We start from the raw sequence: 12,962 nt of genomic DNA on the forward strand, positions 1-12,962 counted from the left end.
CTTAAATACAGTTTATTGCCGAACTGCACCCCTCGCTCATTTCTATTTCTATTTCTTGTCCCTATTCCCTTTATGTCTCTTCTCGATATGCATTACCATGCCGGTTAGTGCAAAGAGCGCGATTACGTTAGGAATTACCATCAGCTGATTGAACATGTCCGAGAGCTCCCACACAAGATCATTGGAAGCACAGGTTCCGAGGAATATGAACACCAGCGCGATAACCGTATACACCTTGACCGACTTTTCTCCAAACATATAGATCATATTGATCTTGCCGAACATGTTCCAACCGAGAATGGTAGAGAAGGCAAAGAAGAACAGACACACCGCTACAAACACAGGTCCGGACTTGCCGCCAAATGCCGCCGCGAATGCGGTCTGCGCGAGATTGGTCTTGTCAATTCCATACGGAATAACACCTGCGCTGAGCGGCCCGTCCGGCGTATAGAGCGTCGAAATTACCACCAGCGCGTTGAGCGTAAGAATTACGAATGTATCGATAAATACTCCGATCATCGCGACGGTCCCCTGCTCATGAGGATCCTTCACATTTGCCTGTGCGTGCGCGTGTGGAGTAGAACCCATACCGGCCTCGTTGGAGAAAAGTCCCCTCTTAGCACCCTGCGAGATAGCCGTCTTGAGCGCTATACCGAATCCACCGCCGATAATAGCCTGTGGACGGAACGCATACTTGAATATCATGCCGAATGTCGCCGGGATGTACTTGATACGCATAATCAGCAGGATCAGTCCGCCGAGAATAAAGATGGCAGCCATGATAGGCACGACCTTCTCAGTTACGGAAGCCAGTCTCTTGGTTCCGCCGATAAATATAAATCCGCACAGAGTAACCAGCACGATTCCAACCGCCCATCCGGGCACTCCGAAGGCTGTGCTAAATGTAGCTCCGATGGAGTTGGACTGCACCATACATCCGAAGAATCCGAGGGCAAGAGTAATAGCTACTGCGAAAAATCCGGCCAGAAACCTGCCGCATCCGCCCTTGAAAGCCGTTCTTATATAATATACAGGTCCTCCGAGCACATGCCCCGACTTAGATATCTGTCTGGTCTCGACAGCAAGTGTCGCCTCGGCATAGATGGTAGCCATACCGAAGAAGGCGATAACCCACATCCAGAATATAGCCCCGGGTCCGCCCGTCAAAATCGCGCCGGACGCACCTACGATATTGCCCGTTCCCACCTGTGCTGCAATCGCTGTAGCCAGAGCCTGAAATGAACTCATGCCGCTTTCGTGCTTACGACCCTTGAGCGACAAGCCGCCAAAGGTTCTCTTGAAGCCCTCCTTAAAATATCTGATCTGGATAAACCTCATCCTAAAGGTATACCACAGTCCGACGCCGAGCAGCATGAACACCAACACGTAGTCGGATAGATAAGCATTAATGGTCTGTACAATCGGAAGCATCTGTTCTCTCCTTGCTAATTCTTGCTTGATCCTGTCAAGCCCTCATGATGTGCCGCTGAGCTCTCAACTGCAGTAACATTGCAGCCTCAAGGTGTTTCACATCACGGGTTAATATTAGCAAAGAGAAATATTTGTGTCAACATCATAAATTATTTTTTATTTTATTGTAATTTTCGATAATTTATATGTCTAATTTTGTGATGCAATACAAGTAAGTATGTGTGGAAAATCCAACACTTTTTTAATGAGCCTGAATAAACGATCATCCCCGTACTCAAGCAAAGAGAGCATCCATAATGGTGCCCTCTTACTTTCACAGTTTTATTTAACCTTACATTTACAGTTTTATTTAACCTTGTTTAACACATATGTGCGGCCGTAGTTCGGATCCCATTCTTCGCCTTCGGTTTTATTTAACCTTGTTTAACACATATCTAAATATCATCTATAATTATAATCGAGCAGCTTTAAGACAACTTGTTAGTTCCGAATGTAGTTTTTACATTATACTTCTTATCAAAGGTTTCCCTCGAGAGAACTCTCGTACTCAACGAGGATTGCGAGCTTGTCTTTACAGTATTGGAATATTTCCCTGTTACCGTAACCGCCACGTCACTATTTCCCTTGACCTTTGTCTTTCCATTCACCTTGATTGTAACAGTTTTACCGTTTGAATCTACAATCTTTGCTCCCTTTTCAGCATTCAGGTTTGTTACTGAAGTATTCTTCGTTACAACCCATTTCGACGTTTTATCGACATTGACAGTCAGTGGTGCTCCGGACGAGCTTCCTGACGAGTTAGTCTCGATCTTTGCAGATCCGGTCCATGTTGTGTTCTTTGTAAGATACAGATTCACACTGCTGATAGTATCTACCGTAATATTACCCTTTAACACCTGGCTAACTCCCGTAAAGGTGAGCTTTCCTCCGTTATTACCCCGGCTTCCCCAGTTATTGGAATTGTTTCCGCCGGCATTGATCAGGTCAACATTTGCACTGTCGAAGTCAAGCTTTGTTTTCTTAAGTACTACCTTTGCGTTTGTATTTGTCACATAGAACATCGCCCCGCCGGAGATAGTAGATTTAAGTGTTGAATTCACCGCCTCAAAATCCCCCAGCTGCGAACTCACCGTTTCCGCATCTCCCGATGTCGACTGGTAGATGATGACTCCGTTTTTTATAGGATCACTTCCGGAAATTGCATCATTCGTGCTTGTAAGCGAAGAATTATATACTAAAATTCGATTCTTCCCTTCTATACCGGCAATCTGACTTCCTGTAGCTGTCCCTTTTACCGCATCGAGCTCGATATCGCCTGTTGAATAAACAATAGGTGATCCTGAGCCTGCTGTCTTAAGCTTACTGTTTGTGATGGAAATATACCCGCCGCCGCGATCTGTAGCTGTAGCTGCACTATGGTTTCCTTCCGTACTGATATTCATCTTATTGGCATAGATTTCACCGCCATAGGTTGCATCGAGGCCTCGTGAATTACCGCCATTTTTTGTCGTAATTTTGACGTCATTTGCATATACCTTCCCATTATCGGTTGAGAATATTCCGTTGCTGCCTTCGCTGGTTGATGTGATTGAGGTCTTGGATATGAATAACTTTGAACCCTTCCCAACAGCCAGTGCAGATGAGTTGATTCCATAGAAATTTACGTTATCCCCATTTGTATCATCACCGGACTTTGTAACTTTAGAATTCTTTACAGTTAATGTACCGCCACTCTTTGCCAGGAGCGCGTTCACATCTGCCGTGGCTGAATTTACAGTCTTATTGTTCGCTGTAACACTCTTCTTGTTCGCAGTCAGCTCACCCTTATTTGTACCGCTGTAGTCGTAGCTCTGTGTGTTCGCTCCACCGCCCTGTCCAAAAGCTCCGTTCTGACCATCCGGCGGTTGTTTTTTGCCTGACGGAGGCTGTCCGTCGGAACCCCCATGTCCATCTGATGGAGGCTCGCCCTGTGCATCTCCCGACGACTCATTCCCAGGCTTTGAAGATTGCTTGCTCTTTGATTTAGCAGTTTTGTCAGATTTAGATGATTTCTTCGCCTTGTCCTTAGACTTATTTGAATCACTGTATATCTTTGACGGACTCACATACGTGAGTTTAACTGAGTTATCAGCTGCTGAAGCCCGTCCACACAGCGATGTCCATCCACTCACGGCGGATACAACTACCATCACTGCTATGAGCACTGCCGCCAGCTTGCTTTTTACCGTTAATTTACTCATCTCGCCCACATCCTTTCCTGTATCGCTTGCCTGTATTATGCAATACTAAATTGGAGATGAATTGTGATTATATTGACGGGAATATAAATCTAAAAAGGTCACAACGTGGATAATTAATGACTTGCAGACAGAGGTGCTTTGCACAGATACAATAAGACCTGTATTGAGTTTTCAATGGTTACAGAAGCTTTTATCAACACATTTCGGCTTATAACTCTCAGTCCCCTATCATCCGGTTGGGAACTGTTTTCAAATCCTTCAAAAAGATATAACCGCTGTAGCCATCGGAATTCCAATGACCACAGCGGTTTTCATCGACATGTTTTACCTATAAATCTCAAGTCGGTTGTAATTAACCCGTCAGCATCATCATAAACTGCGCTTCGTTAATCTATGCGGCTAAGCATTGGTAGCTGCAGCCTTTGCCTCTGCTGCCTTAGCAGCCTTCTCAGCTGCGGCTTTTTTCTTAGCGTTGATTGCCATTTTGGCATGTCTCTCATTGTAGCTGTTGATTGCGCCTGTTGGACAAACAGACATGCACATGCCACAGTTCTTGCACTTATCATAATCGATAGATGCCAGATTATTCTCCACGTGGATAGCATCGAATTTACAGGTCTTAACACACTTCATACATCCGATACAACCGTTTGAACACTGCTTGCGAGTAACCCCACCCTTCTCGGTATTCTGACATAGAACGTGAACTTCCTTTTTGAAAGGAACCATCTTGATAATGGACTGAGGGCAAGTGTGAGCACATTTTCCGCAAGCCACACAGGTGTCCCTGTTAACCTTAGCTACGCCGTCGATAATTCCGATAGAATCGAAATCGCATACGTTAACGCAGTCGCCAAGGCCTATACATCCATGCGAGCAGGCCGAGTTGCCGTTAAAGAAGGTCTTGGCACCGGCGCAAGACCGCATTCCCTGCCACTCGAGGATTTTCTTGGAAGCATCGCATGTCCCGTTACACATTACCTGAGCAATCTGCTTGTCAGCACCGCCTGCCGAGCGTCCCAGGATTGCAGCAATCTGCTCCGCACAAGCTGCTCCGCCAACCGTACAAGCACTGCAGCTTGTCGACTCGTCGTTGACTACTGCATTTGCATAGTCATCGCATCCGGCGAATCCGCAGCCGCCGCAGTTAGCTCCGGGAAGGATTTCTCTCACCTCGGCGACTCTCTCGTCTACGGGAACGTAGAAAACGTGAGAAGCGATTACGAGCAAGAGAGAAGCAATGAAGCCTGCGCAAACTACAAGTACTACTGCTGTCATAACTGCATTCATCTGTACCCCTCCTTACTGGAATAATCCTGAGAATCCCATGAAGGATAACGAGAGTATTGTTGCACTTACGAGCACCATAGGCACTCCCTTAAATGCAACGGGAACTCCTTCGTCGTTCCAGAGCTTCTCTTCACGAACACCTGCAAACAGCACCATCGCAAGTCCGAAGCCGACTCCTGCTCCGAAGGTGTATACGATAGCCTGAATGTATGTGTAGTTATAATTGATAGCGTTGATTGTCGCACCGAGAATAGCGCAGTTCGTTGTGATCAGAGGGAGATATATACCGAGAGACTTCTGAAGTGCCGGCATAAACTTCTTCATGAACATCTCTACGAACTGTACTAGAGCCGCGATTACAAGAATGAATACCACGGTCTGCAGATACGCAATATCGAGTTTGTTGAGTAGCTGCTGGATTGGCCATGTAGCAATTTCCGCAATTACCATTACGAATACTACCGCACCGCTCATACCAACTGCCGATTCCATCTTGTTTGAAACTCCGAGAAATGAGCAGACTCCGAGGAACTGCGAGAGAAGGAAGTTATTTACAAGAACGATCGACATAAATATGATGACTAGATTTACCATTATGCCTCAGCTCCTTTCTCCTCTGCTGCAATCTCCTTAGCCTCTGCCAGGTTGCAGGAGTTGTACATTGGGCATGTGCCGCAGCTGAATGTCTTTTTCTTAAGTGCCTTACCCTTGGTGATTACGTTGAGCACCGCGATGAGCAGTCCAAATACGAAGAATCCGCCAGGTGCGAGGTTGAAGAATCCGATTGGGGTGAACCATGAACCGAATACTGTCATTCCGAACCATGTTCCGGCTCCGAGAAGCTCTCTGATTGTACCCATTACTGTAAGTGTGAGTGTAAATCCGAGACCCATACCGATGCCGTCGAGAGCAGAATCAACAACCGTATTCTTGTTTGCAAATGCCTCCGCTCTTCCCAGGATGATGCAGTTTACTACGATTAGAGGGATAAAGAGTCCGAGCGACTTGTATAGCGCAGGGACATACGCCTCCAGCAGGAACTGTACTACTGTTACGAATCCGGCGATTACTACGATGTAGCATGGGATCCTAACCTTATCCGGAATAACCTTACGTAGTAATGAAATTACTATGTTAGCTGCAATAAGTACCGCTGTAGTTGAGAGTCCCATTCCGAGACCGTTTGAAGCGGACGAAGATGTAGCTAGTGTAGGGCAGGTACCAATCAGCAGAACCAATACCGGATTTTCCTTGATGATACCATTTGTGATAATGGATAGCTTACTCTTTTTGCTCATTTATTTAGCCCCTCCCATAGCTTTGTACTGCTTGAGTCCGCAGAATACGGCCTCATGAATAGCCTGCGAGGAAATCGAAGCACCCGTGATGTGCTTAACCTTTGACTTCGCATCCTTGATCGTCTCACTTCCGAGATCGTTAAGCCCTTTATACTGTTCGAGGTGCTTAGGGTCCTGAGCCTTTGTACCGATTCCCGGTGTATCCTGAGCACTCATAACAAGCACCTTGGTAATCTTACCCTTATTGTCGATGCCGACCATAGCTGTGAGAGCTCCTCCATAGCTGTTCGAGCTTACTGTAACAACTACGCCTGAGCCGTTTACAGCCTTTGAAGCCTCTGTTGCATATATTTTGTTCTTCTGGACTACAACGAGCTTTCCGTCGTAATTCTCGAATTCGCCGTGAGCCTCAGGAATAAGCTCGGACTTCGCCTTGTTCGACTCCTTGAGGTTGTTCTTATCGATGATTGGCTTCGTAACACCGTACGCCATAGCAAGTGCAAATGTAACTACGAAACAAATCAGTACGAGCACGAGGATAGGCGAAACGAAATTTGAAAATGCACTATTGTTCTTCTTCATTATTTCGCACCTCCTTTTACATAGCCCTTATACGTCCATCTGTTGATAAGTGGCGTGCAGATGTTCATCAGCAGGATGGAGAAGGAAACACCTTCCGGGTAGTTGCCCCATAGACGAATAGCCATGGTGATAACTCCGCATCCGATACCGAATAGGATCTGACCTTTAGTTAGCTTAGGCGATGTCACATAGTCTGTAGCCATGAAGAATGCACCCAGCATCACACCACCTGCACACACATGGAATATAGCCATGTTGAAATCCCCCTTGTAGTATGCAAGAGCGATTACAAATACAGTTCCGATGAATGCACATGGAATAGCCGGTGAAATAACCTTTCTCCAGATAAGGAACAGTCCTCCGACCAGAAGTGCCAGAGCACTTACTTCTCCGAGGGATCCGCCCGTGAAGCCGAGGAACATGTCCATGTTGGACGGAAGATCAGCCTTGCCGGTCCCACCGGCAACGAGAGCTAGAGGTGTAGGCCCTGTTACGGCATCAGTCTGTGCTGCCATCCTCGGTAACGGCCAAGATGTCATCTGCGCTGCGAACGAGATAAACAGGAAGATTCTGGCTGTGATAGCCGGGTTTACAAAATTCCTGCCGATACCTCCGTACAGCTGCTTAATAACAACGATAGCTACAAAGCATCCGATGATTGCCATCCATACAGGGAAGCTGGATGGAACGTTAAACGCGATTAACAGACCTGTTACTGCGGCACTGAGGTCGCTAATTGTCTGTGGCTTCTTGGCTAGCAAATTGTAAATCCACTCGAATGCCACGCTGGCAACCACACATGATACGGAGAGTAGCAGAACTCTGGCCCCGAAGATGTATACGCTGGCAACTAGCGCCGGAAGCAGTGCAAGCAGAACAGTTCCCATTAATTTGGTAGTATCTTCGTCCGTAACGATATGCGGAGATGTCGATACTATCAGATTGTTATGAAATTTCTTATTATCCATTCTTCTTCGCTGCCTCCTTTACCAAGCCTTTCGCGAGCTTATTGGTAAAGCTCAAGGGTCTTCTCGCAGGACATACATATGAGCAGCTTCCGCACTCCATGCACTGCATAACCCTGAACTTATCAAGTGACTCTGCGTCATCTCTCTCGTAGAAATCTGCGTATAGCATAGGAACGAGCTTGAATGGACATGCGTGGTGGCAACGTCCACAGTTGATACATCCTGTCTCGGTCTTAACTGTAGCCGATTCCTTGCCGAAGCATAGAAGAGAACCTGTATTCTTAACAGTTGGAGTCTCATCCGAATGAGTTGCACGCCCCATCATAGGTCCGCCCATTACGATTTTCTTAGGCTCCTGCTTATATCCGCCGCAGAACTCGACAACATCAGCGATGCGAGTTCCGATTGGAACGAATACGTTCTTAGGCTCCGCAACAGCATCTCCATCTACAGTAATTCTCCTCTGCACAAGCGGCATGCCCGTTCTGAAGTACTGTCCTAGGATAGCGATTGTAGATACATTACAAAGGATTACTCCCAGCTGTGCCGGGAGCACACCGGCATTCATAACCTGACCGGTTGTCTCATATACAAGCACACGCTCGGCACCCTTAGGATATCTCGACTGCAGCTTGCATACCTCAATGTTATTGATACCGTTCTGCTGAATCAGTCTGTTCATATTGTCGATGGCATCAGGCTTATTCTCCTCGATGCCGAGAATTCCATTCTCGAGGTTGAGATACTTCATCGTTAGAAGCATACCGTCGAGGACATCCTGTCCATCCTCTACCATCACTCTGTTATCGCCTGTGATGAATGGCTCGCATTCAGCACCGTTAATAACTAAATACTTACACTCGTCTAGATTCTTTGGATCCATCTTGATGCTCGTAGGGAACGAAGCACCTCCTAATCCAACCATACCACTAGCTCGTACTGCCTTGACAAAATCCGCATGATTTTCAACGCGAGGAATCTGCACCTCTTCGCTGACATCCTGCTTCTTATCAGTCTCAATTACAATATGTGTCTCCATTCCGCCCATAGAAGAACGTACTGACGTAATATCGGTAACCGTTCCGGAAACGCTGGAATGAACCGGTGCGCTAACGAAAGCTTCTGTGTCACCGATCTTCTGACCGACCTTGACATAGTCACCCTTAGCAACGAGAGGCTGACAAGGAGCACCAATGCTCTGCGACATGCAGATTTCAACCACATCCGGAATCGGCATCACTTCGGTCTCACGACCTGCAGTATTCTTGTGATGCTTAACCAAAATGCTTGGTAGATGTTTACCTTGGCTCATCCTTAAGAACCCTTCCTTTCTTAGATTCGTACAAATAATATCCATTGCATAAGAGAAATTATACATCAAAAATACGTATAAGTCATCTTAAACTTCCTTGAAATCTTCACATTCAGGCGCAACTTTTATTCTTCCCTCTTCATCTACTCCGAGAACCACATGTTCTGCTACTAACTGATCTCTGACGTACAAGATAACATCTCTGCTGAGCACTTCACCCGGGCAGGCGATAGGGCTGCCCGGCGGATATGGGACCAGAGATTCATATAAGACTCTCCCCTCTGCGCTGTAAAGCGGCACGGTTTCATATCTGTCCGGAATTCCGCGCTGCTCCAGCATTGCCGAAAGCGCGGGATTCCGGGCAGGAGATGGAGAGTCCGCGGCTTTGCTGCTTGAATTCACAGCTTGCGAGGCGGAGTCCGCGGCTTTGCTACCCGCCTTCTCGATCTGCAAAGCGACTTCCGCAATTTTGCTATCCGCCTTCGTGTATTTAGAGGTGGAATCTGCAATTTTGCCACCTGAAGCCCCCGCCGAATCGGAATCCTGCAATTCGGTGCGGCGGATTCCGCCGCTATACTGCACCGAGATCTCACGCAGGGCGGCCAGCATATCCTCGTAGTCGCCTCTCTCGTTGCCGATTCCGGTCATCATCATTGCGTAGCCGCCGTGCGTGAGTTCAACCCAGATGTTCCGCTTCCGGAGCTCCTCCGCCAGCTGATCTCCGGATAGGCCGAGGGCTGACATTGTGAGATTTATCTTGGTATTGTCCAGTTCCGGACGCCGGATGAGATTGAGCCCTCGGATCCGGGCAGCCTCGCGGTAGAAATATTCGACGTCTGCTGCCCAGCTCTTGACCAGATTGTAGCCGTCCATTCTGAGTATCTGCTGATTGATGTCGAGGCTGCCCATCAGCAAATAACTCGGGCTGGTTGTCTGCAGCATGCGGATGAGCTCAGCTATTCGCGGAACATCCGGCCTCTCGGTGCAGATGTTGAGAATTGCGGAGCCGGTAAAGGACAGCAGAGTCTTGTGCGTGCTGTCGACAACGATGTCGGCTCCGCAATTCTCTGCCGCTCTGCAGCCCGCAGATAGTATCAATCTCTCGGGATCAGAACTCGGATTGCCGCTATTGCCACCGGCAGCAGCCCTGCCGTATTTGCTACTATCCAATCCCCTCAATCCCTGACTGCTGCCAGCGGGCTGCGGCGCACCGTCCCGCCTCAGGTAATCAAAAAAATTGAGGTGTGCACCGTGCGCCTGATCCACAATAAGGATGCGGCCGTGCAGGTGAACAATATCAGCAATCCGTTCAATATCAGACAGCACACCGTAGTAATTCGGACTGGTCACCAGCACGGCCTTAATCATAGGATCCGCCATCAGCGCTGCTTCTATCCTGTCAGGATCCAATCCCAGCTGCAGGCCGGTCTCCTCATCAAGCTCAGGCATTATATAGGACGGATTTATACCCCCGAGCCTGAGAGCCCCATAAACTGACTTGTGCGAGTTCCTGCCCATCAGCAGAGTATCCCCCCTTGGAACAGTGGCCAGAATAGCCGCCATCAGACCTGTGCTGCTTCCATTTACGAGAAGCTCGGTGTGTTTGACCCCGTACAGACCGGCGTAGCCGTTCATAATATCCTTGATGCGCTCCCGCGGCTGCTGCAGCGCGTCCGCACCCGGGATCTCGGTTATATCATTGCCCATAACAGTCTTGACGAAGTCGCCAAAGCCATATATCCCGTACAGCGTACTCCTGCCCTTGTGCCCCGGCATATGGAACGAAATCGGGCGTGACTCCTTGTGATATATCAGAAAATCCGTAAGACTTATTTTATTTTTCATATTTTCTATTCCTCCGCCTCCCGCTCTCCGTTTCAGCAATTCAGCTGCCACGCAGCTTTGGTTGGTATACATCACGTTGAGGTGTGTTTCTGCAGCCGATACATGGACTGCACATCCCCCTCAGCACGATGCCGTAAATGCAGTTCCTGAAATCAATGTGTATTTTTACAAATTGTGCGCATTGATACTAAAGTATGCATCGCAATTTGTTCTTGCTCTTGTAAGTAAAAAGCACAAAGAACAGATGCGACCTTATGGGTCATCCAATCCTTGTGCTTACGTCGCATTTCCAAAGGTAGGTGCGTATATGTGCATATATAACTCGTGTACGAGCTGTGATTATTCAATTTAAACTGTATCGGTCAGTGACCAGCTTATCCATCGTCCTTTGAACCTCATTCGCATTCAATTTAAACTGTATCGGTCAATGCCGATTACCGGCTCGGCACACATCCCCGGACTTCCGGGCAATTCGCTGTTGACAATTCGCCGTTGAACTGATAAACAGTCTGTTGCTGAACCGCAGATAAACCTCTGCTGTACAGACATAACTGTCACGCATTGGCGTCACACACAATCCGGCACCGAACTTACAGATAATCCGCTCAGGATCGACAGACAATCTGCCACCTGACAACAGCTATTCCCATGTACGGTCTAAACATGTAAGGATGCTTCGGAGTACAGGATTCGCAAGTTAATCGATAACAGATCTTCCCATGTATGGTCTAAGCACCTTCGGCACTACTACGCTGCCGTCTTCCTGCTGGAAGTTTTCGAGAATTGCTGCAACTGTTCTGCCGACTGCGAGGCCGGAGCCGTTGAGAGTGTGAACAAACTCAGGCTTAGCCTTTTTCTCTCTTCTGAAGCGGATATTGGCACGTCTCGCCTGATAATCCTCGAAGTTTGAGCAGCTGGAAATCTCTACGTAGCGGCTGTAGCTCGGCATCCATACCTCGATATCATACGTCATAGCTGAAGAGAATCCGAGGTCGCCTGTGCATAGCCTAACCACTCTGTAAGGGATACCCAGTCTCTGCAGTATCTCCTCTGCATCATGCGTCAGCTTGTCCAGCTCTTCATACGAGTTGTCGGGGTTTACAAACTTGACCATCTCGACCTTGTTGAACTGGTGCTGTCTGATCAGTCCTCTGGTATCTCTGCCTGCGGAGCCTGCCTCCTTGCGGAAGCATGGCGTGTAAGCCGTGTAGTACACAGGCATATCTTCCGGCTCGATGATTTCATTTGAATGAAGATTTGTAACAGGTACCTCGGCCGTCGGGATCAAGAATAAATCCTTGGCCGGCACGTAGAACATGTCGTCCTCAAACTTGGGCAGCTGACCTGTTCCGGTCATAGCATCGCGGTTAGCCATAAAAGGCGGCAGTATCTCGGTGTAGCCCTGCTCCTCGGTATGGAGGTCGAGCATAAAATTGATAACCGCTCTCTCGAGCTTAGCGCCAATGCCCTTATATACTGTAAATCTCGCGCCGGAAATCTTGGAAGCGCGCTCGAAATCAAGGATATCGAGATTCGTACCGATATCCCAATGTGCCTTTGGCTCAAAGCTGAACTCGGTCGGCTCGCCGAACTTGCGCATCTCGAGGTTCTCTGTATCGTCCACCCCCTCCGGCACATCAGGATTAGGGGTGTTAGGGACATTGAGCAGTGCATTGTGCAGTTCATCCTCCACTTTGCTAACCTCTGCGTCCAGAGTCTTGATCTTGGAACTCAGTTCCTTCATCTCCGCAAACAGCGCCGAAGTATCCTCGCCTGCCCTTTTGAGCTTAGGCACCTCGCGAGAGGCCGTATTCTGCTTATTTTTGAGCTGCTCCACCTCTGCGAGAAGTTCTCTTCTCCTCGTATCAAGCTTTAGCACATTGTCTATGCCGAAATCACCCTTGCCGCGTCTTTCGACTGCAGCCTTAACGCTGTCAAAATTCTCTCTGACTCTCTTGACGTCAAGCATTTCGTAACCTCCCTCTTCCTGCATCTT

The 12,962-nt window shown here is 48.0% G+C and carries 10 protein-coding genes; all 10 read right to left on the reverse strand.

The features are described 5' to 3' along the window. Positions 1-48: 48 nt before the first annotated feature. On the reverse strand, positions 49-1,431 hold the full coding sequence (locus HMPREF1152_RS03325; RefSeq protein ID WP_009643779.1) for an alanine/glycine:cation symporter family protein: 1,383 nt from the start codon (positions 1,429-1,431) through the stop codon (positions 49-51). Positions 1,432-1,898: 467 nt separating this feature from the next. Beyond that, the gene (locus HMPREF1152_RS03330; protein ID WP_156791951.1) at positions 1,899-3,671 is read right to left on the reverse strand and encodes an adhesin; all 1,773 of its coding nucleotides are present in this window, start codon (positions 3,669-3,671) and stop codon (positions 1,899-1,901) included. Between the two features lie 399 nt (positions 3,672-4,070). After that, on the reverse strand, positions 4,071-4,961 hold the full coding sequence (locus HMPREF1152_RS03335; protein WP_009643774.1) for an RnfABCDGE type electron transport complex subunit B: 891 nt from the start codon (positions 4,959-4,961) through the stop codon (positions 4,071-4,073). A gap of 12 nt (positions 4,962-4,973) precedes the next feature. After that, positions 4,974-5,555, reverse strand: coding sequence for an electron transport complex protein RnfA (locus HMPREF1152_RS03340; protein ID WP_009643731.1), 582 nt, complete (start codon positions 5,553-5,555; stop codon positions 4,974-4,976). Beyond that, complete coding sequence (rsxE, locus tag HMPREF1152_RS03345; RefSeq protein ID WP_009643760.1) at positions 5,555-6,259, reverse strand: electron transport complex subunit RsxE; 705 nt, start codon at positions 6,257-6,259, stop codon at positions 5,555-5,557. Before rsxE ends, HMPREF1152_RS03340 begins: the two co-directional genes overlap by 1 nt. After that, positions 6,260-6,841: an FMN-binding protein gene (locus tag HMPREF1152_RS03350; RefSeq protein WP_009643771.1), complete on the reverse strand. Its 582-nt coding sequence runs from the start codon at positions 6,839-6,841 to the stop codon at positions 6,260-6,262. Beyond that, complete coding sequence (locus tag HMPREF1152_RS03355) at positions 6,841-7,809, reverse strand: RnfABCDGE type electron transport complex subunit D (RefSeq protein ID WP_009643736.1); 969 nt, start codon at positions 7,807-7,809, stop codon at positions 6,841-6,843. Before HMPREF1152_RS03355 ends, HMPREF1152_RS03350 begins: the two co-directional genes overlap by 1 nt. Beyond that, the gene (gene rsxC / locus HMPREF1152_RS03360) at positions 7,802-9,121 is read right to left on the reverse strand and encodes an electron transport complex subunit RsxC (RefSeq protein ID WP_009643745.1); all 1,320 of its coding nucleotides are present in this window, start codon (positions 9,119-9,121) and stop codon (positions 7,802-7,804) included. The genes HMPREF1152_RS03355 and rsxC overlap by 8 nt, the downstream gene beginning before the upstream one ends. An 87-nt stretch (positions 9,122-9,208) precedes the next feature. After that, positions 9,209-10,966 carry an aminotransferase class I/II-fold pyridoxal phosphate-dependent enzyme gene (locus HMPREF1152_RS08945; protein WP_009643747.1) on the reverse strand — a complete coding sequence of 586 codons (1,758 nt, stop codon included), beginning with the start codon at positions 10,964-10,966 and terminating at the stop codon, positions 9,209-9,211. 697 nt (positions 10,967-11,663) lie between these two features. Beyond that, positions 11,664-12,935 carry a serine--tRNA ligase gene (gene serS / locus HMPREF1152_RS03370; RefSeq protein WP_009643759.1) on the reverse strand — a complete coding sequence of 424 codons (1,272 nt, stop codon included), beginning with the start codon at positions 12,933-12,935 and terminating at the stop codon, positions 11,664-11,666. Between the last annotated feature and the right edge of the window lie 27 nt (positions 12,936-12,962).

Source organism: Mogibacterium sp. CM50, from assembly GCF_000293155.1.
GTDB lineage: Bacteria > Bacillota > Clostridia > Peptostreptococcales > Anaerovoracaceae > Mogibacterium > Mogibacterium timidum.